Origin of the sequence: Brevibacterium oceani, from assembly GCF_013623835.1 — a bacterium.
Classification (GTDB): Bacteria; Actinomycetota; Actinomycetes; order Actinomycetales; family Brevibacteriaceae; genus Brevibacterium; species Brevibacterium oceani.
This window is the reverse complement of record NZ_JABKDE010000006.1, coordinates 248,055-272,902: the sequence shown is the minus strand read 5'-3', so window position 1 is coordinate 272,902 and position 24,848 is coordinate 248,055. Positions and strand designations below refer to the sequence as shown.

24 protein-coding genes and 1 pseudogene are annotated in these 24,848 nt (G+C 64.0%); 16 read left to right on the top strand and 9 right to left on the bottom strand.

Annotation, left to right across the window (positions count from 1 at the left end):
- The first annotated feature begins 183 nt into the window (after nucleotides 1-183).
- The gene (locus HK401_RS14815) at nucleotides 184-2,382 is read left to right on the top strand and encodes an LPXTG cell wall anchor domain-containing protein (RefSeq protein WP_181275414.1); all 2,199 of its coding nucleotides are present in this window, start codon (nucleotides 184-186) and stop codon (nucleotides 2,380-2,382) included.
- A 72-nt stretch (nucleotides 2,383-2,454) separates the two neighbouring features.
- Here HK401_RS14815 and HK401_RS20810 read toward each other — a convergent pair whose 3' ends face one another.
- Nucleotides 2,455-3,435, bottom strand: coding sequence for a GNAT family N-acetyltransferase (locus HK401_RS20810; protein WP_258234229.1), 981 nt, complete (start codon nucleotides 3,433-3,435; stop codon nucleotides 2,455-2,457).
- 64 nt (nucleotides 3,436-3,499) lie between these two features.
- Here HK401_RS20810 and HK401_RS14800 point away from each other — a divergent pair, with 64 nt between their 5' ends.
- The 7 genes from HK401_RS14800 (at nucleotide 3,500) to tpx (ending at nucleotide 9,669) form a co-directional block, all read left to right on the top strand.
- The gene (locus HK401_RS14800) at nucleotides 3,500-3,715 is read left to right on the top strand and encodes a hypothetical protein (RefSeq protein WP_181275413.1); all 216 of its coding nucleotides are present in this window, start codon (nucleotides 3,500-3,502) and stop codon (nucleotides 3,713-3,715) included.
- Nucleotides 3,716-3,757: 42 nt separating this feature from the next.
- Nucleotides 3,758-4,576, top strand: a complete 819-nt coding sequence (locus tag HK401_RS14795) for a thioesterase family protein (protein ID WP_181275412.1) — start codon at nucleotides 3,758-3,760, stop codon at nucleotides 4,574-4,576.
- 105 nt (nucleotides 4,577-4,681) lie between these two features.
- On the top strand, nucleotides 4,682-5,053 hold the full coding sequence (locus HK401_RS14790) for a VOC family protein (protein ID WP_181275411.1): 372 nt from the start codon (nucleotides 4,682-4,684) through the stop codon (nucleotides 5,051-5,053).
- An 87-nt stretch (nucleotides 5,054-5,140) separates the two neighbouring features.
- Nucleotides 5,141-5,662 carry a DinB family protein gene (locus HK401_RS14785; RefSeq protein WP_258234228.1) on the top strand — a complete coding sequence of 174 codons (522 nt, stop codon included), beginning with the start codon at nucleotides 5,141-5,143 and terminating at the stop codon, nucleotides 5,660-5,662.
- Between the two features lie 82 nt (nucleotides 5,663-5,744).
- The gene (locus tag HK401_RS14780) at nucleotides 5,745-6,743 is read left to right on the top strand and encodes a DUF368 domain-containing protein (RefSeq protein ID WP_181275410.1); all 999 of its coding nucleotides are present in this window, start codon (nucleotides 5,745-5,747) and stop codon (nucleotides 6,741-6,743) included.
- A 152-nt stretch (nucleotides 6,744-6,895) separates the two neighbouring features.
- Complete coding sequence (locus tag HK401_RS14775) at nucleotides 6,896-9,052, top strand: bifunctional metallophosphatase/5'-nucleotidase (RefSeq protein ID WP_181275409.1); 2,157 nt, start codon at nucleotides 6,896-6,898, stop codon at nucleotides 9,050-9,052.
- A gap of 116 nt (nucleotides 9,053-9,168) precedes the next feature.
- Nucleotides 9,169-9,669 carry a thiol peroxidase gene (tpx, locus tag HK401_RS14770; RefSeq protein ID WP_181275408.1) on the top strand — a complete coding sequence of 167 codons (501 nt, stop codon included), beginning with the start codon at nucleotides 9,169-9,171 and terminating at the stop codon, nucleotides 9,667-9,669.
- 74 nt (nucleotides 9,670-9,743) lie between these two features.
- Here tpx and HK401_RS14765 read toward each other — a convergent pair whose 3' ends face one another.
- A complete protein-coding gene (locus HK401_RS14765; RefSeq protein ID WP_181275407.1) occupies nucleotides 9,744-10,460 on the bottom strand; it encodes a PIG-L deacetylase family protein in 717 nt (238 codons plus the stop codon).
- 100 nt (nucleotides 10,461-10,560) lie between these two features.
- Between HK401_RS14765 and HK401_RS14760 the strand changes: the two genes are divergently transcribed.
- Nucleotides 10,561-11,229, top strand: a complete 669-nt coding sequence (locus tag HK401_RS14760) for a hypothetical protein (RefSeq protein ID WP_181275406.1) — start codon at nucleotides 10,561-10,563, stop codon at nucleotides 11,227-11,229.
- On the opposite strand, the gene HK401_RS14755 is transcribed toward HK401_RS14760, so the two are convergent.
- Nucleotides 11,199-12,425 (bottom strand): oleate hydratase, encoded by a 1,227-nt coding sequence (locus tag HK401_RS14755; protein ID WP_181275405.1) that lies wholly within the window; start codon nucleotides 12,423-12,425, stop codon nucleotides 11,199-11,201. The two genes, HK401_RS14760 and HK401_RS14755, sit on opposite strands and share 31 nt — an antisense overlap.
- 165 nt (nucleotides 12,426-12,590) lie before the next feature.
- On the opposite strand from HK401_RS14755, the gene HK401_RS14750 reads away from it, so the two are divergent.
- Nucleotides 12,591-14,099, top strand: a complete 1,509-nt coding sequence (locus HK401_RS14750) for a DHA2 family efflux MFS transporter permease subunit (RefSeq protein ID WP_181275404.1) — start codon at nucleotides 12,591-12,593, stop codon at nucleotides 14,097-14,099.
- A 19-nt stretch (nucleotides 14,100-14,118) separates the two neighbouring features.
- Here the strand turns inward: HK401_RS14750 and HK401_RS14745 are convergent, their stop codons facing one another.
- The 3 genes from HK401_RS14745 to HK401_RS14735 all read right to left on the bottom strand — a co-directional run bounded on the left by HK401_RS14745 (nucleotide 14,119) and on the right by HK401_RS14735 (nucleotide 16,359).
- Nucleotides 14,119-14,682, bottom strand: coding sequence for a hypothetical protein (locus HK401_RS14745; RefSeq protein WP_181275403.1), 564 nt, complete (start codon nucleotides 14,680-14,682; stop codon nucleotides 14,119-14,121).
- 314 nt (nucleotides 14,683-14,996) lie between these two features.
- The gene (locus HK401_RS14740) at nucleotides 14,997-15,638 is read right to left on the bottom strand and encodes a hypothetical protein (protein ID WP_181275402.1); all 642 of its coding nucleotides are present in this window, start codon (nucleotides 15,636-15,638) and stop codon (nucleotides 14,997-14,999) included.
- A 133-nt stretch (nucleotides 15,639-15,771) separates the two neighbouring features.
- Nucleotides 15,772-16,359, bottom strand: coding sequence for an HhH-GPD-type base excision DNA repair protein (locus tag HK401_RS14735; RefSeq protein ID WP_181275401.1), 588 nt, complete (start codon nucleotides 16,357-16,359; stop codon nucleotides 15,772-15,774).
- A 53-nt stretch (nucleotides 16,360-16,412) separates the two neighbouring features.
- On the opposite strand from HK401_RS14735, the gene HK401_RS14730 reads away from it, so the two are divergent.
- From HK401_RS14730 to HK401_RS14705, 6 genes are all read left to right on the top strand, one after another.
- A complete protein-coding gene (locus HK401_RS14730; protein WP_181275400.1) occupies nucleotides 16,413-16,796 on the top strand; it encodes a YchJ family protein in 384 nt (127 codons plus the stop codon).
- 220 nt (nucleotides 16,797-17,016) lie between these two features.
- Nucleotides 17,017-17,454 (top strand): DUF2087 domain-containing protein, encoded by a 438-nt coding sequence (locus HK401_RS14725; RefSeq protein WP_181275399.1) that lies wholly within the window; start codon nucleotides 17,017-17,019, stop codon nucleotides 17,452-17,454.
- A 59-nt stretch (nucleotides 17,455-17,513) separates the two neighbouring features.
- Entirely contained in the window at nucleotides 17,514-18,017 is a 504-nt protein-coding gene (locus HK401_RS14720; protein ID WP_181275398.1) for a phosphoribosyltransferase, read from the top strand.
- A gap of 9 nt (nucleotides 18,018-18,026) precedes the next feature.
- Nucleotides 18,027-19,334 (top strand): carboxylesterase family protein, encoded by a 1,308-nt coding sequence (locus tag HK401_RS14715; protein ID WP_181275397.1) that lies wholly within the window; start codon nucleotides 18,027-18,029, stop codon nucleotides 19,332-19,334.
- A 154-nt stretch (nucleotides 19,335-19,488) separates the two neighbouring features.
- Complete coding sequence (locus HK401_RS14710) at nucleotides 19,489-20,598, top strand: winged helix DNA-binding domain-containing protein (protein WP_181275396.1); 1,110 nt, start codon at nucleotides 19,489-19,491, stop codon at nucleotides 20,596-20,598.
- Between the two features lie 12 nt (nucleotides 20,599-20,610).
- The gene (locus tag HK401_RS14705; RefSeq protein ID WP_181275395.1) at nucleotides 20,611-21,639 is read left to right on the top strand and encodes a diacylglycerol/lipid kinase family protein; all 1,029 of its coding nucleotides are present in this window, start codon (nucleotides 20,611-20,613) and stop codon (nucleotides 21,637-21,639) included.
- Here HK401_RS14705 and HK401_RS14700 read toward each other — a convergent pair.
- The 3 genes and pseudogenes from HK401_RS14700 to pdxS all read right to left on the bottom strand — a co-directional run bounded on the left by HK401_RS14700 (nucleotide 21,622) and on the right by pdxS (nucleotide 24,720).
- Nucleotides 21,622-23,250: pseudogene (locus HK401_RS14700) on the bottom strand (helicase HerA-like domain-containing protein). The gene HK401_RS14705 and the pseudogene HK401_RS14700 sit on opposite strands and share 18 nt — an antisense overlap.
- On the bottom strand, nucleotides 23,198-23,845 hold the full coding sequence (pdxT, locus tag HK401_RS14695) for a pyridoxal 5'-phosphate synthase glutaminase subunit PdxT (RefSeq protein ID WP_181275394.1): 648 nt from the start codon (nucleotides 23,843-23,845) through the stop codon (nucleotides 23,198-23,200). The pseudogene HK401_RS14700 and the gene pdxT overlap by 53 nt, the downstream one beginning before the upstream one ends.
- A complete protein-coding gene (pdxS, locus tag HK401_RS14690; RefSeq protein WP_181275393.1) occupies nucleotides 23,839-24,720 on the bottom strand; it encodes a pyridoxal 5'-phosphate synthase lyase subunit PdxS in 882 nt (293 codons plus the stop codon). The genes pdxT and pdxS overlap by 7 nt, the downstream gene beginning before the upstream one ends.
- Nucleotides 24,721-24,848: the final 128 nt, after the last annotated feature.

Sequence of the window (24,848 nt, the reverse complement as noted above, 5' to 3'; positions counted from 1 at the left end):
ATCGCACCGGTCGGCCCCGCTTTTCGCCAATTTGCCCTGTCGACAGCTGTTGAAGTTTCGTTCATTTAGTTCACAGTTTCTGACCTACTTTCTTGGTAGTGGCTGAGTGGAACCCGTAACCTTATCGTGACTTAGGTCATCGATTCGTAACATTGATCCCTCAGACAAGAGAGACAACTACTTATGCAGAAGAAACTCGTGCAGAGTTCGCTGGCGCTGGCAGCAGCGACGGCACTCGGCTTCGGCGGCGCCTTCGTCGCTGGCCCCGCTGCCGCGGCGAATGCGCCGAAGACACTCGACGTCCAATCCGAAAGCGACATGCAATCAGCGGTGTCGAAGTACCTCGTCGGCGAGGACGGAGAGCTTTCAGACAAGGTGGGCCGCTTCGGGTTCTCGGACGGTAACCTTTACCTCGGCGTCACGCAGAAGACGGCTGAGGTAGAGAAGCTGGAGAAGAAGTTCGACAATGTCAAGGTCAAGGTCGGTTCGCAGTACAAGGCGTTCGAGGCCCAGGGTAAGAAGGATCTGGTCGGCGGTGCTGGCTACCGGATGACGCTGCCGAACGATCCTGAACATGTGGGTCTCTGCTCGATCGGATTCGCCGGTTGGGACAGCACGGGTAATCAGAAGCTGGTGACCGCCGGCCACTGCGCCGAAGAGTTGGATGCGACCGGACAGACGGCCGGCGAAGCTCCGATCAACGATCTAGAGCTTCCCTCCGCGGCTCAGGCACATACCAAGGAAGAATCGTCTGCCGCCGCCGAGACGGGTGCTCCGGGAGCTTGGGACTACCATCAGTACGGCCTTCCAGGGACGTCTGCACCCACCACCGAAGATGAAGAGAAGCAGGCAATTGATTTCGCGACTGTCGAAGTCAACGACGGATTCTCCACCAAAGCAGAGGTGACCGATTGGACCTCTGCAGGCGAAGATGACTTGTCCTTGAAGACGACTAAGGTGTCGAAAATCGGCGATCCAGTCGTCGGCGAATCTATCTCCAAGTCGGGGCGCACAACTGGTGTGACTACCGGAACCGTGGAGACAGGTGTTGATGACGACATGCCTTACGCCGCGGTAAGCGGTCGGGTTGTACACGGCTTTGAAGTTTCGCCCAGCGGTGCTCGATTCTCCGACCACGGTGACTCCGGCGGCGCTGTCTACCAGGGTGACACTGCAGTCGGCGTCATTTCTGGCGGATCAGACGACGGATCGATGTCCTGGGTCGCAGATCTAAAGAACTCTCTTGCCAAATCCGGACAGGATTTCCAGCTCACTAAGCCGGATGACGGCGGCGATGATGAGAACGCTGACGCTCAGGCTGATGGTGAGAACGCGAATGCTCAGGCCGACGGCGACAATGCCGACAATGACGGCAGCTCGTCGGCTGAAGGCGATGACGCGAACCAGGACGCCAAGGACGACGCCGACGGCGGTTCCGCTGCCGACGGCAACGACGACAAGGCCGATGCCGACAAGGACGGTGGTTCTGCCGCCGATGGCAACGACGACAAAGCCGACTCGGACGCCGATGGCAAGGATGACAAGGCCGACTCGGATGCCGATGGCAACGAGAAGCCCGAAGCTCCGAAGGTCGGCGACCAGACAGTCGTCGAAGGCGGAAAGATCACCGGACAGGCTGAGCCGAACGCTGAGGTCAAGTTGAGCTGGGCACCCGCCGACGCCAACGCCGGTTCCTCGCAGGTCTCGGCACAGGCCGCTCCTGCTAAGGGCAACGCTACCGTCAAGACCGATGCTGACGGCAAGTTCACTGCAGATGCTCCCGCTGAAGCCGGTGACTACAACTACACCGCAGTCGTCCACGCCAACGGCCAGGACTCAGCTGCCACCGAGTTCGTCGTGACGGTTGAAGCCGAAGAGGCTCCGGCCGAGCGCAAGCTGACTGTCGACCCGAAGGAAGTCACCGCTTCCGACTTCGTTGAGAAGGAAAAAGGCGTGCAGATCACGGGCGAAGGCTTCGACGAGGGCGAGAAAGTCTCCCTCAAGGTCGCTTCCGGTCCGGAGAACGTCGAGGGAATCACCCTCGAGGAGACCGCCAACGCTGACGGCGTCGTCGGATTCTCGATCTACGGCACCAGCGCTTCGAACCCCGAGGCCTACCTCGGCAAGTACGACGTCGAGGTCACTGGAGCCAACGACACCGAAGATGAGTCGGCCCTGACCGGTTCGTTCGAAGTTGTTGCCGACGAAGACGGCAGCGGCGGCGGAGACAACGGCGACGGCAACGACGATGGAAACGGTGGCGGCGGATCCGATCTGCCTCGCACCGGTGCCGAGCTGACCGGCCTCGCTGCCGGTGCCGGACTCCTCCTCGTCGGTGGAGCCGCAGTTGTCCTGACGATGCGTCGCAAGAAGAACAACTGAGAATGACACGAACGATCCACACATGATCGTTTGAACGGAAGTGCCCCTGGCCATCTGGTCAGGGGCACTTCGTCACAACCGGACGAATGCGCGCACAGACGACCCCGCAGCCTCGGACGCCTCGCTGAATCCGAGTGAGGCATAGAACGCGGCCAAGCCAGGGTCGGCATCGGTGAGCAGAACCGTCTGACGGGCGTCAGAAAACGGCTCAAGCACTCGCTGCATGAGACCCGCACCGATGCCTTGGCGTTGGTGCTCCGGATCAACAAGGACATCCTGCACGTACACCACAGTGCCGAAATCGCTGATTGCTCGAGCCAACCCGACAAGGCTCTCCCCATCCCACGCACTCACGACATGAGCGGACGCCCGAATGCTGCGATCCAGCCGCGCTGGATCGGCAGTGTACGCCGACCATCCGACCGCGTCGTAGAGAGTCACCAGCGCCCCTTGAGCGGGCAAGACATTCGACGAGTACGTGATTGCCGATTCAAGCGACTCTCGGAATTGGCGGCTGTCATGCCAATGAAGCTCGAGCCGGCGGCTTGTCTGCCACTCCTCCCGAAGAAGCGCATAGGCGACCGAATCCCGCGGGGGCGCGCCAGCGACCGGCCAGGTCCGACGATAGTGCGCCTCCTTCGTCCACCCGGCGCGTTCGAAGACCGTGCGCATCGCATGGTTGTCATCGCGCGTCTGACCCTCTGCCCGCAGCGCTCCCATCGTGGAGAACAGATGACCAGCGATCGCAGCCACCGCCTCGGTTCCGAGCCCGTGGCCGCGGAAACTGCTCGCCAGGCGCAGATCGAACATCACCGTCTCATCGCGGACGTCCTCGAGATGGGTAAAACCCACCCGGCCGAACCGATCATGGTCGAGCCAGAACGACTCGTTGTCATCGTCACGAAAATATCCCGACTCGATGCGCTCCTTGACCATCTCATCTGACCATGCCCCCTGATGCACGTGGAAAGGAAAGTCCTCGGAGGTGAAGAAGTCGAAAAGTCCTTCTGCGTTCGGTCCCGCCGGATCAATGCGGGTCAGCTCGATGCTCATGCCCTCTAGACTAGAACCCACTCGGGCTCAGCGTTGAGCCCTCGACTGACGAAGGAACCCCACGATGAGCCTCGAAGACGACCCTTTTGACTATCAGATCACCAAGTCAGGAATGCTTCTCATCCGCAGAGGCGGACACACCGTGATGGAACTCGGAGGCAAGAAGGCCGCCTCACTCATTCCCCGACTCGGTCGCAGCGACGACTCCGACCAGCAGCTGCTCGCCCGAGCCACGGGGAACTATCGCCACGGGAACGAACGGCGATCTCGCCGACCTTGAAGCTGGCTGGACGATCGTTCAGTTGTTGGTACTGTATGTGACATGAGTCAAACGATCACGAGCGAATTCGCGCGTGCGACCGCTGTCGAACGCCTATCCGACACCACTTTCACCGCCGAACTCGACGGCAAGTGGAACGTCGGCGGCGCCATCAACGGAGGCTACCTCCTCGGAATCGCCGGGCGAGCATTGCGGGCCCTCAATACGGCCACTCCGGACCCGCTCGTGATCTCGACCTTCTACCTCGGCCCGAGCACGGAAGGCCCCACCGACATCACCACCCGCATCCTGCGGGAAGGACGCTCGACGGCGAACTTCGGCATCGATCTGTCCCAGAACGGAGCGCCGACGATCTCGGCGATGGCCACGATGGGCAACCTCGGCGGGCTTCCCGACGATGTCGCCACCACTGCGGAACCTCCCCACCTGCCGCCTCCGGAGGAATGCATCGGCGTCGCCGAAGCCAGCGACGACTTCCACCAAGCCGCTCCGCTCATCGACCGCTTCGACATGCGCCTCGACCCAGCCACGGCCGGCTTCGCCGTCGGAAAGCCGAGCGGACGCGGACTGCTGCAGGGGTGGATCCGGCTCATCGACGACACCGACCCCGATCCGCTGTCGCTGCTGACCTTCCTCGATGCCTTCCCGCCGGTGATGTTCGATCTCGGCCGTTTCAACTGGGCCCCGACGATGGAGCTCACCGCGCACCTGCGCGCCCTGCCGGCCCCCGGCTGGATCAGTGCGAGGATCTCCACCCGCAACATCGCCGGAGGAATGTTCGAAGAGGACTGCGACCTCTGGGATTCGACCGGCCGCCTCGTCGCGCAGTCCCGCCAGCTGGCTCGCCAACCGCGCGATTGAGCGAAATGACGCTGGATAACCGCTGATGACACCGGCGGCACTATCGCGTCAGTGCGTGAGTCTAGAGTCGGAGGCACCGGCGTACCTCTGGCGAAAGGACCACCCATGGCCTCGCTGTCATCACTGAGCATCACCTTCGACTGCCACGATGTCGAGACGCAGGCGGTCTTCTGGGCCGAACTGCTCGGCACAGAACTCGACGAGGGCGCGAACGAATTCGTCGCGAGCATCGGCGGTGTGCACAATTCGGGCTCCCTGACACCGGGAATGCTCTTCATCAAGGTCGACGACCGTGCTGAGGGGAAGAATCCGCTGCACATCGACTTAGACGACCCGAACTATCCCGCTGACGTCGAGCGGGCGGTGGCGCTGGGTGCAGAGAAGCTCGCCTCGTTCGACGAATACGGCATCGAATGGACGACTCTGAAAGATCCCGAAGGCAACCTCTTCGATATCGGTCGACGCACTGTAGCCTGAGAAGCGGGCGCGCTGCCCGAAACTCGGGTGTGCCCGTCCGAATGCGGGCACCGTGCCCGAATGCTATGCGACTGATCAGAGAGGATCATGATGCTGCCGCCGTTGACCGAACCGGCCACGACTCCGAGTGAGCGACAGGGACTCGAGGAGTTCCTCGACTACTTTCGACAGGTGATCCGGCGCAAGGCCGAGGGGCTCGGTCCCGAACAGCTCACGCACACGGTGGCCGCGTCGTCGCTGAGCATCGGTGGCATGATCAGACACCTCACGCTCGTCGAAGAGTCCTGGTTCTCCGAGGTATTGCTGGGCAGAGACCTTGCAGAGCCGTGGGCGAGCGTCGACTGGAAGGCCGATCCCGACTGGGACTTCGACAGTGCGGCCGGTTCGAGCGCGGACGACCTCCTGTCCGCCCATGCGCAGGCCTGTGCTCGATCACGTGAAATCCTCGCCGAGGCGGCCGATCTCGACGCGCTGAGCGTGCGCGGTGACGCGACCGGGCAGAAATTCAACGTCAGGTGGATCCTCATCCACCTCATCGAGGAATACGCCCGTCACGCCGGGCACGCCGATCTCATCCGCGAAGACATCGACGGCCAGATCGGCGACTGACACCGTCGCCCGCGGGGCCAGCGGTATCCGCCATGGGGACTTGGAGCCGTTCGGAGCAGGCCGATCCCGTAAGGTGGAAGGCATGCCGAACTCCTCGTCATCCGCGACTCAGGCGGTACCGACACGGTCCAAAGCGCTGATTCCCCTCGACCTCGTTCGGGGCTTCCTCATCGGCAGTGCCGAACTCGTCCCCGGTGTCTCCGGAGGTACCATTGCGCTGGTCACCGGGGTGTACGACCAGCTCATCGACTCCGCGGCTCATGTCGTCGGAGCTGCGAAGACTCTCGGCACCGGACCGAACAGGATCGCCGGAGCCCTATCCGAACTGCGACGCACCGATTGGTTCCTCGTCATCCCGGTGCTTGTGGGCATGGCCACTGCTGTGTTCTCCATCGCCGGGGTGTTGGAGAACTTCGTGACTGCTAATCCGGAACTGGCGCGTGGGCTCTTCTTCGGACTGGTCGCCGCCAGCATCGCCGTGCCGCTGCGTATGCTTCCCTCCCGTAAAGCCAGGCAGTCTGTGCTGGTCGGCAGTCTGGCGTTCCTAGTCGCGGCGGCCCTAGCGTTCTGGATGACCGGCTTGGCCGGTGGTGCCGATGTGGCCGACCCGCCGCTCATCGCTGTCTTCGTCGTCGCATCGATCGCCGTCTGCGCCCTTGTGGTGCCCGGCGTCTCGGGCTCGTTCTTCCTTCTGGCTGTCGGGATGTATTCCGCCACACTGCGAGCTGTCGACACCCACGATTTCGGGTACATCGGGATCTTCCTGCTCGGCGCCGTCCTCGGACTGGCTGTCTTCGTCAACGTCCTGCGGTACTTCCTCCACAACCACCGTTGGTGGACACTCGTCGTCATGGCCGGACTGATGCTCGGCTCTCTACGGGCCCTCTGGCCATGGCAGACTGCAGCCGAAGTCGGTGCCGACGGTGAAGCCCATGGTGCCGGTGGTCTCCTCTTACCCGTTGACCCCGTGGCCGGTCCGATTCTCCTCGCGGTAGTCGGGGCGGCAGCGGTCGTGGTTCTCATCGTCGTCGAAGCAAAGTTCTCGGCTCCGAAGACCGAGCCGTCCGAGACGACGGACTGACCTCGCGGCGGCTCCGACCACCGCGACCAGGCACAGATAACAACAGAGTTTGTCCAAATTTTGCTCACTTTCCACTCAGGAAACGGTCAGCGCGTACTAGGATTGGAGATCTGAATCACATTTCCATCCACTGTTCGGATCTCTGGAGACTCATGCGTCTGCGCGCCTTCGCCACATCGACTCTCGCCCTCACTCTCATCATCGCCGGACCGGCAGCCGCCTCGGCTGCCGGCCTCGGGGACGCAACTACCGCTGATCCGCAAGCCGCAGGCACCGGGGAACTGACCCTGCTGGCGACCACGGATGTTCACGGCAATGTCCTCAACTGGGACTACTTCGCGAACAAGCCCTACCCGGACGGTGAGGAACTCGGCATGTCGCGGGCCTCGACCCTCATCAACGGCGTGCGTGAGGACAAAGGTGCGGATTCCGTGCTGCTCGTCGACAACGGAGACACCATCCAGGGAAGTCCGCTGGCCTACTATTACGCGAAACAGGAGCCGATCACCGACACCGGTGAGACACATCCGCTGGCGAAGACCTACAACCACCTGAAATACGATGCCCAGGTCGTGGGCAACCACGAATTCAACTACGGGCTGGATCTGCTGTCGGCGTATGAGAAGCAGCTCGACTTCCCGCTGCTCGGCGCCAACGTCATCGATGATGACGACAATGAGTCCCACCTCGATCCGTACACCATGGTCAAGAAGCAGATCGACGGTCAAGAGGTCACCGTCGGAGTGCTCGGTGTGACGACGCCGGGTAGTCGCATCTGGGATAAGAACAACCTGTCCGGAAGGGTGCACTTCGACGACCCGGTCGTGACTGCGAAGAGGTACGTGCCGGAGATGAAGCAGAACGGGGCCGACGTCATCGTCGTGCTTTCCCACTCCGGCAAGGATCCGAAGGGACAGACCTGGGATCCGGACGAGCTGCAGGAGAACGTGAGCACCTCGGTGGCGCAGGTCCCCGGTGTCGACGTCCTCGTCGCCGGGCACACCCATCAGAACGAACCCAGCCAGGTCGTGACCCGAGACGACGGCAGCAAGGTGCTCATCACTCAACCGAACTACTGGGCCCGGTCGGTGTCCGAAGTGAACCTGCCGATCAACCTCGACACGGGGCATGTCGACTGGGGCGGAGACGAGCCGCAGGCCGATCCGCTCGTGACTCAGGGTGAGGTCGCCGAGGATCCGGAGATCACGGATCTCGTCGACGACCAGCATCAGAAGACCATCGACTATGTGAACACGAAGATCGGCTCGGTGGCAGAGACCCTGTCAGCCAAGAGCTCTTACTACGAGGACACAGCAATCCTTGACTTCATCTCGCACGTCCAGACGCAGACCGTGGAAGACGGTCTGAAGGGCACTGACTATGAAGACCTCCCGGTGATTTCGCAGGCCTCACCTTTCAGCCGCACTGCCGAGTTCCCCGCCGGAGACATCACCATTCGCGATGTGGCCGGGCTCTATGTCTTCGATAACACCCTCTCCGGGGTTGAGATCAACGGCGGACAGCTGCGCGACTACCTCGAATATTCGTCTCGCTACTTCAAGCAGACCGACGAGGGTGCTGACTTCGATCCCGTCGACGGCACCAACGCCATCGATGAGGCCACCGATGCGCCGATCCCGGATTACAACTATGACGCCCTGGCCGGAGTCGACTACGACATCAACGTGTCCAAGCCCGTGGGGGAGAGGATCGAGAACCTCACGAATGCCGAGGGCGACGCCATCGGAGACGACGATCGGTTCATCCTGGCCATCAACAACTACCGCCAGTCCGGTGGAGGGGCCTACCCTGTCGATGGGTTGAACGAGGTCTACAACGAGCAGGTCGAGGTGAGGCAGGCCCTCATCGATTGGGTCGAAGAACAGAAAGTGGTCGATCCAGCCGACTTCTTCGACGAGAACTGGCGAGTCGTCACGAGCAGTCGGACTCCCGGAGATGACGATTCCGATGCGGATTCGTCCGGTGCCGATTCCGCGGATGCCTCGGGTGGCTCGGACGCTGGCAGCGGGGCGGCCGATGACGGGTCGACCCGCGCCGAGGCTGCTGGCAGCGCCGACGGTGCCGGCGGAGGTAGTGCGGGGACAGACGACAGCTCAGCCGATACCGACAGCGGTGGTGAGGGCTCCGGCGCCGAGGACGGAAACACCGAGGACGCATCCGGCGATGCCGACGGTGGTTCCGATCTGCCGCGTACGGGCATCGAGATCGCCACGAGCATCGGCATTGCTGCTGCGGCCATCGCCCTCGGAATCGCGCTGGTCATCCTCGCTCGACGCCGGCGCAGCTGAAACCGTCGAACAGAGAGCAGAGACAACGGACGGGAGATGGACGTCGGGTTCCCCTGTGCGGTGACTCACGTAGAGTGGGGACGACAAGTCCGCTCTGAAGAAGGAGAGAGTCAAGTATGGCCAACACAGCATTTCAGGGATCCCCGGTCAAGACTGTCGGCGAGCTGCCGGCCAAGGGCGAGCAGGCTCCGGCCTACAGCCTCGTCGGTGCCGATCTCGGTGAGGTGACTTCGCAGGACACCGCCGGCAAGCGCGTCGTGCTCAACATCTTCCCCAGCCTGGATACGGGTGTCTGCGCCGCCTCGGTGCGCAAGTTCAACGAACTCGCCGCAGGTCTGGACAACACCACCGTCCTCTGCGTCTCCAACGACCTGCCGTTCGCACAGGCACGCTTCTGCGGAGCCGAAGGCATCGAGAACGTCATCACCGCATCGGGATTCCGCAGCTCGTTCGGCAAGGACTTCGGAACGACCATGGTCGACGGACCGCTCGCCGGTCTGCTGGCCCGTTCCGTCGTCGTCCTCGACGAGAAAGGCACCGTGGTCTACACGCAGCTCGTCGACGAGATCACCACCGAACCCGACTACGACGCCGCCATCGCCGCAGTGAACGCTTGATCAACAGGCCGGTCCTCGACTGACCGGCCGGCAGACGAACCGGGTGGAACGCAATCGTGCGTTCCACCCGGTTCTCACATGTCCACGACTCTGATCGGCAGTGCGTAATCGATGCCTGCAAGCTCCCCTCCGGACGCCGCGATCGACGGGATCATCTCGTTCGGCGCGGGATGATCGCCGAGAGCGTCGAGATAGACCGTGTGTGCTTCGAGCGAGCGAACGCCCCGGTCGACGTGTTCGGCGCTCAACGCCACCGCATGTGTCGGTTCGGCGCCGTTGATGAGCAGACGGTCCGCCTTCCACGCCTCGAGCCCCTCGTCCTTGAGTTCGGTGAAGAGCCACGGATTGTCGGCATCACGGATCGCATCGACGGCGGCGACACCGACATTGCGGTGGTCGACGTGGTTGAGTCCCCAGTTGGTGTTGAGATCGAAGTTCGTCACGACGACGGCCTGGGGACGGGATTCGCGGATCTTCCTCGCAATGGCCCGACGCAGCTCATGCGTGGGTTCGACCAGTCCGTCAGGGCAGTCGAGGATCTCGAGGTCGTCGACGCCGACGATGGTGCAGGCGTGTCGCTGCTCTCCGGCTCGCAGCGGCGCGACCTCTTCCGGAGGCATGCCTCGGATCCCGGCCTCACCTCGGGTGACGAGAAGGTAAGCGACCTCCTTGCCCTCGTCGGTCCATTTCGCAACCGCGGCCGAGCCGCCGTACTCCATGTCGTCAGGGTGGGCGACGACGCAGAGCACACGGTCGATGGCGGAGTCGTCGAAGAGCGGGAGTTCAGTCATGACACCAGGCTAAGCCGCTGGAATCGGTTGCGCCAGAGCATGGGTGCGCCCTGGAAATGGGTACGATGATGGCAACCGTCCGAGCGAGTGAAGGCTGACGATGAAGAAGAGACTGCTCCTGGTGGGCGTGGTGGCCGTGAGTCTGCTGCTCGGAGGATGCTCGGCGCTGCGGGTCAGCAGCTCCGATGAGGCCGGATCGAAACCGGCCGGAGTCGGCATCAGCGACAGTTCGGAGAGCCGGTCGCCGAGCCCGACGGGTCCGACCGTTCCACAGGGCATGACCGAGACCACGGTCGATCTCGGCAGTTCGTGTCCGGTCGAAGTGAGCCTGGCGATCGGTGCGGACTGGTCGGATGGAGCAGGGTATGACGGTTACTGGCTCTTTGAGACCGACACGGACGCGATCGTCACGGTCAACTGCCTCGATGAGGATGACGAATCGGTTCAGGAGCTCATGGACAAGGCTCGCGAACGGATGTTCAGCACCTCTGGCTCGACCAAGATCAGCGAAGCCTCGGGCTCCCTTGACGGGGGAGAGTATTGGACGGTCTACGGCACACTCGCTCCCGAGGACATGCGTGCAGTCGAGAACGAGGCATCGGTGATGTTCGGTGTCGTCGCCGGGATCTCCGTCGACGGCCGACTGTTCAAGGTCAGCGTCGACATGCTCGCACCGGCCGATGATGAGACGGCCGACGAGGAGTTCAGGCAGATGCTGCCGACCGTCCGCCTCGACGGTCAGGAACTCAAGGCCCCGGATCTGCGCTGACGTGGGCTGCCCATGCGTTTGAGCAGTTCCCGCGCGGCGATGCGGCCTGCCCGGGTGGCACCCACGGTGGAACTGGCGGAACCGTAGCCGACGAGGAAGATGCGGGGATCGTCCTTGACAGCCACCTCGGTGGCCATGGAGATTCCGCCGTCGGGGGTGCGCAGGTGGAGTGGGGCAAGATGTTTGAGGGCGGCACGGAATCCTGTGTTCCAGAAGATCACGTCGATGTCCTCGACCTGCTCGGTCTTATACGGCGCCCACGATTGCGGCAGGGCGAGATGATCACTTGCCGAGGGTCCCAATCCTTCGGCAGTCGTCGTCGCAGTCTCGCCCGTGCCGGGGAAGTGCACACCGTGGGGGAGGACGCGGTCGAACATGCCGCGGGAGACGAGTACACCGGACTCGACGCCGTCACGGAATTCGCTGCGGATGGGCAGCCCGGTGGTGCGGACGACGCTGGCGGGGGCGCGGCCGGAGAGGGTGCGCTCACGTACGGCCCGCTCCACCTCGAGCCCCCACTGGCCGTCGAATTCTCGGGCGGTGAAATTCGGGGGACGGCGTGTGGCCCAGAGGGTGTCGGTGACCTCGGCGAGCTGGAGGAGGAACTGGGTGGCGGAGATGCCGCCGCCGACGACGAGTGTGCGCAGTCCCCGGAAATCCTCGACGTCGCGGAAGTTCGCTGTGTGCAGCTGGTGTCCTTCGAAATCGGCGATTCCCGGGATGAAAGGCACATAGGGCTGGGTCCACGTGCCGGTGGCGTTGATGAGGAAGTCGGTCGACAGCTTCACCCGCTCACCGTCGATGTCGGCGACGATGTCGAGTCGGCCGGACCCGCGCTCCTGCGAAGTCACGTTGGACACCTCGGCGGGACGGACGACGCAGAGCTCGAGTTCACGTTCGAAGCGCGAATAGTAGTCGGAGACGACCTGCGAGGCGGGCACATTCGGATCCGGGCGGCCGAGAGGGAAGCCTGGCAGATCGGCGACGTGATTCGTCCTGCCCAATGTCAGAGAATCCCACCGCTCGCGCCATGCACCGCCGGGTCCGTCTCCGGCGTCGAGGACGACGAAGTCCCTCCCGGGGACCATGCCGTCGCGCCACAGATAGTGCGCTGCGGACAGACCCGCCTGACCGGCACCGATGATGACGACGGACCAGTGGGAGTCGACGAGGAGCTCGTTGATTCGGCACACCATGACCCCATTGTCCCAGGTCCGCATCGACGGCGGTGACTGTGTCGACGAAGGTGATGCACGGGTCTGCCGTCCGAATCGGTCACACTCGTCTCTGCGGTGTCGGTCCGATTGACCAGTGAGACGGCTCGGATTGACCGTGGAGGCGGGGAGGGCAATGATGAACCGATGAGCACTGAAACGAATGCCGTGGGTAACCCCTGGCGAGCACTGTGGGCCCTCTGCCTCGGTTTCTTCATGATCCTCGTCGATTCGACGATCGTGTCCGTCGCCATCCGCGACATCATGGACTCCCTCGATGCGGACATCAACTCCGTCATCTGGGTGACGTCGGCGTATCTGCTCGCCTACGTGGTGCCGCTGCTCATCACCGGCCGCCTCGGTGACCGATTCGGACCCAAACGGGTCTATCTGGTCGGACTCGTCATCTTCACCCTGAGCTCGCTGTGGTGCGGTCTGACCACGAGCGTCGGAGTCCTCATTCTCGCTCGAGTCGTCCAAGGCATCGGTGCCGCATCGATGACGCCGCAGACGATGGCGGTGATCACTCGGATCTTCCCGCCCGATCGTCGCGGTGCGGCGATGGGCATGTGGGGCGCCGTCGCCGGCATCGCCACCCTGGTCGGCCCCATCCTCGGCGGAGTGCTCGTCGACGCGTTCGGCTGGGAGTGGATCTTCTTCATCAACGTTCCCGTCGGAATCATCGCCTTCGTCATGGCCGTGTGGCTGGTGCCGAGACTGCAGACGCATCCGCACCGGTTCGACTGGTTCGGCGTGGTGCTGTCGGCGTGTGGCATGTTCCTGCTCGTCTACGGCATCCAGCAGGCGCATGGCGTCGATTGGGGTCCGCTCATCGGGCCGGTGACCGTACCGTTCGTCATCGGCGGGGGAGTCGTGTTCCTCATCGGCTTCGTCCTGTGGCAGAAGGTCAACACCTCCGAGGTGCTCGTCCCACTCTCGCTGTTCAAGGATCGGAACTTCACGCTCGCGGCGATCGCCATGACCACGGTCGGATTCGGCATCACAGCGATGGCGTTCCCGCTCATGCTGTGGGCACAGACCGTGCTCGGATACACGCCGACGCAATCGGCTCTGCTGATGGCTCCGATGGCGATCCTCTCAGGTCTGCTCGCCCCGTTCGTCGGTCGCCTCGTCGATCACGGCAACCCGCGAATCCTGGCCGGAATCGGACTGGGATCGTTCTCGATCGCTCTGTTCTGGCTGGGGTCGATCCTCGACGCACACACATCGCTGTGGGCCATCATTCCGCCGCTTCTGTTGTTGGGCGTGGCGAACGGATTCATGTGGGCTCCGATCAGCTCGACGGCGACCAGGAACCTTCCGCTGCACCATGCAGGGGCCGGGTCGGGCGTGTACAACACGGTTCGGCAGGTCGGGGCGGTGCTCGGCAGCGCGGCGATAGCCGTGGCGATGGAGTCGCGCTTGGCCGCGAATATCGGTTCGTCGACGGGTTCGGTCGGCGGTGCCGGCGCCGAGGCGGGGGCGGGGTCGTCCGCCGACGGTGCGGGAGCCGCGTCGGCAGGAATGCCTGAGGCGATCGCCTCGGGATTCGCTCACGCGATGGGACAGTCGTTGTGGGTGCCCGCGGCTCTCATCATCATCGGTTTCGTCGCAGTTCTGTTCTTCGAACGGCCGAAATCGCGGGTGCGCGGCTGAGCCGTCACTGTTCAGGCGGTCAGGTGCAGTCAGGTCCGCGAGGGTCGGAGTAGCAATCTTCGTCAACGAGATACCGGTGGTAGCGGTAGACGTCGATGGCAATGTCGTTGCTGGCGACGTGGGCGAAGCCGTCGATCGGCAGCCATGGTCCGCCGTCGACGGAGAACTCACCGCTGAAAGTTGCGGTCATCGATACCGAGACCTTCCCGGATTTCTGGTATTCGTGTCCGATCTGCGGGGCACCACCGGGTCGCGGTTTTGCACCTTTCGTTGTGGTGGTCTTGCCTGTCTCGTCACCGAAGTCCCAATGGAACTTCTCCGGGGTGACCTTCACGGTCACCGCGTAGGTCAGTAGCGTCATGTCGATATAACTGACCTCGGTGTTCGTCCAGAACGCGGCAGGTTTGCCGACGACTGCCCAATCCTTCGGCCATGCGTAGATCGTCGGGGCCGGGATATCAAAGGTTTGGAACTGCGACTCCGGAATGCGAGTCGGGGGATCCGGGCGGACTGGGGCGGCCGGTCCACCTCCACCTCCGCCGCCTCCACCTGGACCGGGCAGGCTGGCGCAGATGTGTCCCATTTCTTCGTAGCTGCAATCGGGGAGCTCGGCACCTCCGCCGCTGCCGGAGCCTCCTCCACCTCCGGAGCCGCCGGATCCGCCACGGCCTCCGCCGCCGCCATTGCCTCCTCCGCCGGAGCCACCGCCATCATTGCCGCCTCCGCCGGAGCCACCGCCTCCTCCGCCAGGCGGGGGAGCGGGAGCGGGTGGTTTGACTACGTTGCACGCACGTTCTTGAAGCGAGCTGCACGCAGGGCCGTTCGTTGCATTTGCTGGAAGATTGAGAAAGCACATCGCGAATACAATGAGGAGCGATAGTGGGAGGACGCGCCCGCTTACTCGCACTTTTTGCTCCAAAGCTCTTGGTTGGAGATCTTCCAGTCGCCATCCTTTAAAGTGGCAGTCTGCAGAATCGTCAGGCTCCGTTTCTTTTGGCTAGGCATAGTCGCACCAACGTCCACAACTGCGTGGTCGGAATCGTGAGAGCAGTAAAGAATCTGAACGCTTCGTTGTTCGGGCGATTCTGAATCTAGCTGTACTTCATGAATCCGTACGTCGTAGAAGTCGTATTCTCCGGCCATGTATTGGCGTTCTGTCTTCAGGTCGTTCGCGCTCTCTCGAAGAGCTTGAAGCGAGTCCCCGTGAGCAAACTTGTCGTCATCATTGGTATCTTCACCGCCGGATGAAAACACTCGATTGATGGTTTCGATGTACCCGACAAACGCCTCTAACGCGCCGTCCACCGCTTCTTTCTCTTCAGCCGAAAGATCAAGGTCGGTCTCGTAGTCGGGGATGTCCACCTCGGTGCCGGTATCGGTGGAATCATAGTCGGGCGCCTGTTCCGGCAGGGTCGCTGTCGGCGCAGCAACAGGTGAATTGTCACCACAGCCCGCCAAGGAAGCCAGCGATAGGGCGGCGAAAAGTGCAACAGCAATGAAGCCAGGTCGACGAATGTGTCGGGACGGTCCAGTTCTCATTCCACGCCTCTGTGGTCTGCAACTGCGGTGCGAGCCCTCGCTCAGCACCCGGAATCCCTACATTATTCGACTAGAGCGTGTTTTAGAACAGGCGAAAAGGAATCTGTGGATAACTCACGCGGGAGTGAGCGTCCTACTTCTTTGCCGCCTTGGCAGCCTTCGCCGCAGCCTTCTGCTGCTTCTTGAAAGTGCGCACTTCCTGGAGGGTGACATCGTCGACGACATCGGCGATGGATCGTCGTGCATCTTCATCGCCGTAGTCACCCGCGGCTTCACGCCACCCCTCAGCAGTGAGCCCGAACTGCTTGCCGAGCAGCGAAAGGAAGATCTTCGCCTTCTGATCACCGAACCCGGGCAGCTTCTTCAACCGTTTGAGCACCTCGGCTCCGCTGGGGTCGCCCTCGGTCCAAATCCTCTCGGTCTCACCGTCATAGTCGTCGACGATGGCAGCAGCCAGCTTCTGCACCCGCGCCGCCATCGATTTCGGGAACCGGTGCACCGCCGGGGTAGCAGCGAACGTGTCGAGGAAGTCATCCGGATTCATCTCGGCGATCTCTTCGACGTCGAGCCGGCCCAAACGCTCCTTGAGCTTCGCCGGTCCAGCGAAAGCACTCTCCATCGTCACCTGCTGGTCGAGCAGCATACCGACGAGCAGCGCGAAACGGTCTTCGGTCAGGAGGGCATCGGCCTTGGGATCTCCGGAGAGGAACACTGAACTCATTGCTCCATCCTCGCACGCAATCGCCGGCCGATCATCCCGGATACCATCGAGCCATGATCTGCCCCTGCTCCGGACTGCCCCCAGGAACCGATTTCGACCGCTGCTGCCGACCTGCCCTCGACGGCGCGACCTGGCCGACCACCGCCGAGGCGCTCATGCGCTCCCGCTACACCGCCTTCGCCCGCGGGGACGAGAACCACCTCTTCCGCACCTGGCATCCGAAGACCCGCCCCGCCGACCTCGGCGTCGACGATCGGACAGAATGGCTCAGACTCGAAATCATCGGTACCACTGACGGCGGTGAAGACGATGCCACGGGGACGGTGCACTTCCGTGCGCGATTCCGGGACCACCTCGGCGATCATGCCCTTGAGGAGAACTCCTCATTCGTTCGGCGGGCCGGCCGATGGATGTACCTCGAGGCTCTCAACGATTGAGTCGCCGAATCTGGAGTCGCTGACAGCACCGGTATTCGAAAACCGGACGCGGCCGTGCCTATACTGGTCACCGGCGCATCCAACGCCCAGCCGAGGTCGTGTTCCCAGCACATGGACCACATGGCGAAGGGGAGAGAATCCTCGGACGAAACCGGCACGGTGAGAATTCCTGACCAGGTTTCGTGCTGGGGGAGACTTGGTCGCAGAAGGAAACGACACCATGACCAAGGACAAAGACTTCAAGAAGCTCGTGCGAGCGCGGATGACTGCGACCGGCGAGAACTTCACGTCCGCACGCGCGGCCCTGCTCGACCCACAGATCGACCCCCGGATCGAACAGTTCCGCACCAAGACGCTGCGCACCTTCATGCCCGCAGGCCGGATCACCGCGATTCCGACGAAGCGCAGAGCCCTCGTCGTCCTCCTCATCGAGGTCCTCCACGCGTTCGAACCCGACCGGACGTACACAGAGAAGGACGTCAACATGATCCTTGCCGACTTCCACCCGGACTTCGCCCTCCTACGGCGCGAACTCATCGACTATCGACTCCTCGAGCGCAACTCCGGCACCGGGCACTACTGGCTGAACCCGAATCCACCCGTCCATACCGGCTCCCAAGCTCAGGAGATGGCCGGGCTCGCGGCGTTTCTGCACTGAGTTCGCGACGGCGTATCCTTGAAACTCGGACCACCATCGGGCACACACAAGGAGCATCCATGGCCTATCACGCCGATTCGACCGACCTCGACGACAAAGAGATCCTCAGCTGGGACATGTTCGGCCAGTCGGCGCGCGAGATGGCACAGACGATCGCGGATTCCGACTACGCCCCGGAGATCGTCATCGCCGTCGCTCGAGGAGGCCTGCTTCCCGCCGGCGCCCTGGCCTATGCTCTCGGACTCAAGCTCTCCGACGCCATCAACGTCGAGTTCTACACCGATGTCCACGAGACGCTGCCCGACCCGATCCTGCTCGCGCCGATGCTCGACATCGACGCGATCAAGGGCAAGAAGCTGCTCGTCGTCGACGACGTCGCCGACTCCGGTCGCACCCTCGCCCTCGTGCTCGAACTCCTGCGCAAGCACGGGGCCGAGGCGCAGTCGGCCGTCATCTACGCGAAGTCGGCCTCGATCATCGACCCCGACTTCGTGTGGAAGCGCACGGATCAGTGGATCGTCTTCCCGTGGTCGGCCGAGCCCCCGGTCGAACCCAGCAAGTGAACTGAGACGGTGACGGAGACACAGGACTTCGTCGCCCCGTGCGGACGGGTCCGCGCCTACGCGAACGGCGATGTGATCCGCGCACGGGGCATCCGCTATGCGCGCGCCCAGCGCTTCCAACCTCCCGTCGACGAACCGCCCGTCGACTTCATCGACGGCGCCGACCCGGGACCGGCGAGCCCGCAGCTGCGCCGCGACCCCAACGCGGGGATGACGTTCGACCAGCTCGGCGGCCTTCCCATCAGCGAGGACTGCCTGCGCGTGAGCGTGACGATGCCCCAGGGCATCGATCCCAGCGCCGAGGTGGGGCTCCCTGTCCTCGTCTGGATCCACGGCGGTGCCTACGTCGCCGGTGCCGGTGACGCGGAGATCTACGACCCGCACACCCTCGCGGCAGAACAGCACATCATCGTCGTCTCCGTCACCTACCGCCTCGGCGTCCTCGGCTACCTGGGCACGGGCGAACCCGAGCACTCGAACCTCGGCGTGCTCGACCAGATCTCCGCCCTGCGGTGGGTGCAGACCAACATCGCCTCCTTCGGCGGAGACCCGAACAATGTCACGATCGCCGGACAGAGTGCCGGCGCCGACGCGTGCGCCCACCTCATGATCGCCGAGGGAACGGCAGGACTCTTCCGTCGGGTGCTCATGGCCTCAGCCCCGCTGGGGTTGGCCGGCGGCACGGACACGATGAACTGGGCCATGGCGAAGGTCGCCCAGAGGATCGACCCCGACGCAAGCGTCAAGGAGATTCTCGACGCCCAGGAGGAAGTCCACAGAGCGGCCCTCGTCGGGGGCCTGCACGCGGGAATGTGCTTCGGAGTCCACTACGGCCGGCACCCTCTGCCGACCCGTGCGGTCGCGGCGGCCGCATGGGCCGACGTCGCACCGAAATTCGACGTCCTCATGACCCGCACCGAACGCGAGATCGCGTTCTTCGCCGGATTCGTTCCGGCCCTGCGCCGGCTGCACAACCGGTCCCTGACCTCACCGATGCTCGAATCCCTCATCTCCGGTATCACCTCGGCGGTCTACACCCGGGCCGGTCGGGAATTCTACGACCGGCACCGCATGTCCGGCGGTCAGGGAGCGCGCCTGCTCATCGTCTCCCGCGGCGACGGCAGCTTCTTCGACGCCGCACATTCGGGCGATCTGCCGCTGATCTTCCCTGGCGACATCTGGCACGATTCCTTTCTCGACTATGGGACGACCACCGCGATCGCCGGACCCGAACTGCGGCGGATCTGGGGCCGATTCGCCACCTCGGGTGCGTTGCCGCGAGTACCCGTCCCGGGACTCATCGACATCATGGGCTGACCGTCCCGGCTGCCAGGGGCGAACACCTCCGGCTGTTGGTGCCGGCCCGGTCTGCCATCCCGGCCGTTGTGGCGATACGCCGCCCGGCGTCGGAACCGGCCGAGGTCGCGTTTTCACAATCGCTGCGTCACCGTCGTCGACTACCGTATGGTCCATGGACGTTGACCAGATCTCTGCCGCCCGACTCATCTCCCAGGGACTCGTCGGGCCGGCACCGGCATCACCGACCGGTACGGCACTGTCGCCGGCGGGCGCGGTCGTCGAACACCTCGGCTGCGTCCAAGCGCAGGCCCTCGGCGGCGCCCTGGCATCGGTGGCACTGCGCAGCGGAGACAATGCCCCCGCAGGCCTCGACGCCGTGCGAGCGGCTATCGACGCTGGTGAAGTCGTGCGTTCGTGGACTCAGCGCGGCACGATCCATCTCACCACTGCCAAAGACCTCGGATGGATTCTCAGCCTGACCGGACCGCGGACGATGAAGTCCACTGCGAAGCGCCGAGAGTACTTCGGCATCACCGATGCCATGCTCGAGGCTGCGGCCGAACTTGCCACCGCCGCCATCCGGGAGCGCGGACCGCTGACACGTGAGGAGCTGCTCGAAGCATTCGCACCTGTGGGAGCCGGCGACGAGTACGGTCACGCCCGGTACCTCATCACCTCCCTGTGCCTGCAGAACCTCCTCGTGCAGGCCCCGATGATCGCGGGCAAGGACGACATGAAGTACGTCCTCACAGCCGATTGGGTGCCGACACCCACCGAACTCGACGCCGAGGCCGCCCTGCACGAATGGATGAGACGCTACGTCCTCAGCCACGGACCGGTGACCATCGACGACGCGACACGGTGGACCGGCCTTCCGAAGACGACGGTGAAGTCGGCCATCAACACGGCCCTCGATGCCGAGGAGATCATCGGCACGACAATCGGCGACGTCGACTATGTTCATGCTCCCGACCTCGAGGACCGCTTGGCCGAATTCGAATCAGCCGCCCAGGACACGATGCTGCTGCCGGGCTTCGACGAGATCATCCTCGGCTACAAGGACCGCAGCGCCACGCTCGACCCGGAACACGAGAAGCTCGTCGTGCCCGGCGGCAATGGAATGTTCAAGAACACTGTCATTAGCCAGGGGCGCGCGCAAGGAACGTGGAAGCGCTCACCACGCAAGACCGGGTCACGCGTGGTCACCGACTCCTTTCCCGGTCTGACTGTCGATACCGACGCCGTCGAGGCGGCCGCCGCCGTGCACCCGGCTTTCGCCTGATCGCCGATACCCATGCACAACCGGAGAAGCCGAGCACGAACACTGCCGGCAGTCGGCATCATCCTCAACCCCAAACACCTCAGCAGTCACCGGGCTTACTCGGACCTGGTCGCGGCGATGCGTCCCCTCGGCATCCGCTCCCGGACGATGACGACGACGCGTGCGCGCGACGGTGCGTGGCAGGCAGAAGAACTCGTGACGTGGGGCGCGGACGTCGTCATCATCCTCGGCGGCGACGGCACCATCAGGGCCACCGGTCCGGTGTTCGCCGACTCAGAGACACCGGTGCTCCTCATCCCGACGGGAACGGCGAACGTGGTCAGCCGACACGTGGGCATCACTTCGACACGACACGCGATCACGCACTGCCTGCGGGCCCTCTCCACGGGACTCGACCCGACTGCGGGTCGGCTCGTGCCGATCAACGAGGTCGATATCCGTCTCCGCGACGGCGGACGACGGCATACCGTGTTCCTCAGTCTGGCCGGAATCGGCGGGGATGCCCGTGCGGTGGCCCACCATCACATCGCGCCGGGTCTGCTCGGCTACGTCTGGGGCGCTGCCAGAGCGCTCTTCGCCGCCGACCTCACGCCCAACGGGGACGGCATCACCGTCGATGGGAAGTCGGCTCGGGCCGGCGACCCGGCAGACCACCGAACGGCAGCTCGACGAAACGAGACCGGCGCTCGACCAGGAAGCGTGTGGTCGGTGATGGCGTCGAAGGTCGCTCGTCCCGCAGGACCGGTCGAGGTCTTCCCCGATGCCCGCATCGACGCTGAGACATTCTCCGTGCTCGGCGTCGGACCGCTGCCGCACACGCTTCTCATGCGGATACGCGCATGGTCATCAATCGGTCTCTCCTGTCTGAGCGGCAGTCCCGAATCGAATGCGTTCATGGACTATCGCAAGGCCACCGGAGTCACGGTCCGTCTGACGACCCCGGCACCGGTGCAGCTCGACGGCGAGCTCATCGAGGACTGCGTCGAGCTGCACCTGAGCGCCGGGGAAAGGGGACTGCTGGTGTCAGCGCCGACGCCGTGAGGTGCCGAAGATGCCGCGCGCGATCTCACGAGCGGCGGTGCGCGTGAACTGTTTGAACGCGGAGGACTTCACCACCTGCGAGAACATGTTCTCGTCCTCCCTCTTCGCCGGCTTCTTCCTCCCCGACGTACCCGCCTCTTCGGGGAAGTCGATCTTGTCCGAGGACGTGGAGCCTCCGGCAGGTTCACGAGCCGAATCGGCCGAGACCGAGCGCTGCTCTTCCGCATGGGCTTCGGACCCGCCTTCGAGCCGCTTGGCGAGGATCTCGCGCGGATTCGTTGTCGATGGCGGTTCCGTACTTCTCATGCTGGGGCGAAGCGGCGACGGCCGATCTGATCTCGTCCTCGCTCATCGGACCCATCTTCGACTCCGGGGCGCGCATCCGCGTCGGCGCCACAGGAGTCGGAGCCCCATCGGGATCCATCACCGTGACCACGGCTTCGCCGGTGCCCAGCGACGTCAGCAGCTCTTCGAGGTCGTAGTCGGACTTCGGGAAGGTCTGCACCGTCGCCTTGAGCGCCTTCGCATCATTGGGCGTATGCGCCCGCAGCTGATGCTGGATGCGGGACCCGAGCTGCGCGAGCACATCGTCGGGCACATCCTTCGGCGTCTGCGTGACGAAGAAGATGCCCACGCCTTTCGAGCGGATGAGCCGCACGGTCTGCGTCACGGACTGGAGGAACGCCTTCGACGCATCGGCGAAGAGCAGGTGGGCCTCGTCGAAGAAGAACACGAGCGAGGGCTTGTCCGCATCGCCGACCTCGGGCAGGTCCTGGAACAGGTCGGCCAGCAGCCACATGAGGAAAGTGGAGAACAGCGCGGGGGACTGGCTGAGCTTCTGCAGCTCCAGGACGGAGATGATCCCGGCCCCGTTGTCGTCGACCCGCAGCAGATCCGCGGTGTCGAACTCGGGTTCACCGAAGAAGACGTCGCCGCCCTGCGCCTCGAGTTCCGAGATCTTGCGCAGGATGACCCCGACGGTGGCTTTCGACGCTCCGCCGATGCCTTCGAGATCCTCCTTGCCCTCAGCCGAGGTGAGGAAGGTGAGCACCGCCTTGAGATCCGCGAGGTCGAGCAGGGCCAGTCCGGCCCGATCTGCGTAGTGGAAGACCAGCGAGAGCACGGACTCCTGCGTGTCGTTGAGCTCGAGCACCTTCGACAGCAGGATCGGTCCGAACGAGGTGACGGTGGCGCGCAGCGGCGTGCCGAGTCCCGAATCGCCGAGCGTGTAGAACTCCGTGGGATTGCCCTTCGGCGCCCAATCCTGGCCGGCGGCGTCGAGGCGCTTGCGCAGCTTGTCCGATTCGATGCCGGCGGCACCGATGCCCGACAGGTCGCCCTTGATGTCCGAGGTGAACACGGGCACGCCTGCCTTCGACAGCTGCTCGGCAAGCACCTGGAGCGTCACGGTTTTGCCCGTGCCGGTGGCGCCGGCGACGAGCCCGTGCCGGTGGCGCCGGCGACGAGCCCGTGCCGGTTGAGCATGGCCAGAGGTACGGAAATGGGGGTGTCCTTCGACGGCTCCTCACCGTTAAGGGCGACCCCGAGCTCCAGAGTCTCACCGTCGAATGCGTATCCGTCTTTGAGCGTCTGCAGAGGCTGAGCTGTCATGGCTCAATCTTTGCACAGCGGCGCCGAGGTGGTGGAGGAATTGTGCGTGCAATCGCGCATCCCCGCCCAATTCCGGATGGAAGCTGCCGCCCCACACATGTCCCTGCCGCACGAGGACGGGCTGACCGTTGTGCGAGGCGAGCACTTCGACGTCCGATCCGATGTCGAGGATCTGCGGGGCACGGATGAACGTGCCGTCGAAGCTCTCGTCGAGCCCTGAGACGGTCAGCGGCGCGGTGAAGGATTCGCGTTGGCGTCCGTAGGCGTTGCGGGCCACGGTGATGTCGAGTCCGCCGAGGCGGCCATACCCGCCCAACGAATCATCGCTGAGATGGTCGGCCAGCAGGATGAGCCCGGCGCAAGTGCCGAACACTGGCAGACCCTCGTCGATGCGTCTGCGCAGCTGGGGGAAGAGATCCGTGCCGTCGGCGATGCGCACCATGGCCGTCGATTCCCCGCCCGGCAGGACGACCGCGTCGAGATCGGTCAGGTGCTCGGCCCGGGTGACCTTTCGGGTCTCGACCCCCAGGGAGCCGAGCACGGTCAGGTGCTCACGGAATGCTCCCTGGAGGGCGAGGACCCCGATTCTCACCATCCGCGTTCGGCCAGTCGGTGAGGGGCAGGCACGTCGGCGACATTGATGCCGACCATCGCATCGCCGAGTCCACGTGATGCCGCGGCGACTGCCGCCGGGTCGTCGAAGTGGGTGGTGGCCTCGACGATGGCCTTCGCCCTGGCTTCGGGGTTGCCGGACTTGAAGATGCCGGAGCCGACGAACACGCCGTCGGCGCCGAGCTGCATCATCATCGCCGCGTCCGCGGGAGTGGCGATGCCGCCGGCGACGAAGGTCACCACGGGCAGCCTGCCGAGGCTCGCGACCTGCTTGACGAGGTGGTAGGGCGCGGCGATCTCTTTGGCTGCGACGTAGAGCTCGTCTTCGCTCTTGGCGGTCAGTGCACGGATCTCGGAGTTGATGGTCCGCAGGTGGCGCATCGCCTCGGAGACGTCGCCGGTTCCGGCTTCACCCTTGGATCGGATCATCGAAGCGCCTTCGGTGATCCGGCGCAGAGCCTCGCCGAGGTTGGTCGCTCCGCACACGAAGGGGACCTGGAAGACGGACTTGTCGATGTGGTTGACATAGTCGGCGGGGGAGAGGACCTCTGATTCGTCGATGTAGTCGACGCCGAGGGTCTCGAGGATCTGCGCCTCGACGAAGTGTCCGATGCGGGCCTTGGCCATGACCGGGATCGACACCGCGCTGACGATCGAATCGATGAGGTCGGGATCGCTCATCCGAGCGACTCCGCCCTGAGCGCGGATGTCGGCGGGGACGCGTTCGAGGGCCATGACGGCCGACGCTCCGGCGGCCTCGGCGATGCGGGCCTGCTCCTCGTTGACGACGTCCATGATGACGCCGCCTTTGAGCATCTGCGCCAGGCCGGTGTTGAGGAGGGTCTGAGTCTCGGTCATTGGGTTCGTCCATTCACTCGTGTGGTCACGATCCGGGTCGACCAAGTACGCAACGTCGAGTCGCCTCAGACAGCTGTGGGGTCGGTGGATCGGATGATTACAGGGGTGAACGGCCGTTCCCTCACAGC

Bases quoted from the DNA above. Each gene is read 5' to 3' on its own strand.
- HK401_RS14735 (WP_181275401.1), bottom strand. From the start codon at position 16,359: ATGAGTTCAGTGTTCCTCTCCGGAGATCCCAAGGCCGATGCCCTCCTG.
- HK401_RS14755 (WP_181275405.1), bottom strand. From the start codon at position 12,425: ATGGTGTGCCGAATCAACGAGCTCCTCGTCGACTCCCACTGGTCCGTC.
- HK401_RS14765 (WP_181275407.1), bottom strand. From the start codon at position 10,460: ATGACTGAACTCCCGCTCTTCGACGACTCCGCCATCGACCGTGTGCTC.
- tpx (WP_181275408.1), top strand. From the start codon at position 9,169: ATGGCCAACACAGCATTTCAGGGATCCCCGGTCAAGACTGTCGGCGAG.
- HK401_RS14815 (WP_181275414.1), top strand. From the start codon at position 184: ATGCAGAAGAAACTCGTGCAGAGTTCGCTGGCGCTGGCAGCAGCGACG.
- HK401_RS14740 (WP_181275402.1), bottom strand. From the start codon at position 15,638: ATGAGAACTGGACCGTCCCGACACATTCGTCGACCTGGCTTCATTGCT.
- HK401_RS14800 (WP_181275413.1), top strand. From the start codon at position 3,500: ATGAGCCTCGAAGACGACCCTTTTGACTATCAGATCACCAAGTCAGGA.
- HK401_RS14725 (WP_181275399.1), top strand. From the start codon at position 17,017: ATGACCAAGGACAAAGACTTCAAGAAGCTCGTGCGAGCGCGGATGACT.
- HK401_RS14780 (WP_181275410.1), top strand. From the start codon at position 5,745: ATGCCGAACTCCTCGTCATCCGCGACTCAGGCGGTACCGACACGGTCC.
- HK401_RS20810 (WP_258234229.1), bottom strand. From the start codon at position 3,435: ATGAGCATCGAGCTGACCCGCATTGATCCGGCGGGACCGAACGCAGAA.
- HK401_RS14790 (WP_181275411.1), top strand. From the start codon at position 4,682: ATGGCCTCGCTGTCATCACTGAGCATCACCTTCGACTGCCACGATGTC.
- HK401_RS14720 (WP_181275398.1), top strand. From the start codon at position 17,514: ATGGCCTATCACGCCGATTCGACCGACCTCGACGACAAAGAGATCCTC.
- HK401_RS14750 (WP_181275404.1), top strand. From the start codon at position 12,591: ATGAGCACTGAAACGAATGCCGTGGGTAACCCCTGGCGAGCACTGTGG.
- HK401_RS14730 (WP_181275400.1), top strand. From the start codon at position 16,413: ATGATCTGCCCCTGCTCCGGACTGCCCCCAGGAACCGATTTCGACCGC.
- HK401_RS14705 (WP_181275395.1), top strand. From the start codon at position 20,611: ATGCACAACCGGAGAAGCCGAGCACGAACACTGCCGGCAGTCGGCATC.
- HK401_RS14710 (WP_181275396.1), top strand. From the start codon at position 19,489: ATGGACGTTGACCAGATCTCTGCCGCCCGACTCATCTCCCAGGGACTC.
- HK401_RS14795 (WP_181275412.1), top strand. From the start codon at position 3,758: ATGAGTCAAACGATCACGAGCGAATTCGCGCGTGCGACCGCTGTCGAA.
- pdxS (WP_181275393.1), bottom strand. From the start codon at position 24,720: ATGACCGAGACTCAGACCCTCCTCAACACCGGCCTGGCGCAGATGCTC.
- HK401_RS14745 (WP_181275403.1), bottom strand. From the start codon at position 14,682: ATGGGACACATCTGCGCCAGCCTGCCCGGTCCAGGTGGAGGCGGCGGA.
- pdxT (WP_181275394.1), bottom strand. From the start codon at position 23,845: ATGGTGAGAATCGGGGTCCTCGCCCTCCAGGGAGCATTCCGTGAGCAC.
- HK401_RS14760 (WP_181275406.1), top strand. From the start codon at position 10,561: ATGAAGAAGAGACTGCTCCTGGTGGGCGTGGTGGCCGTGAGTCTGCTG.
- HK401_RS14785 (WP_258234228.1), top strand. From the start codon at position 5,141: ATGATGCTGCCGCCGTTGACCGAACCGGCCACGACTCCGAGTGAGCGA.
- HK401_RS14775 (WP_181275409.1), top strand. From the start codon at position 6,896: ATGCGTCTGCGCGCCTTCGCCACATCGACTCTCGCCCTCACTCTCATC.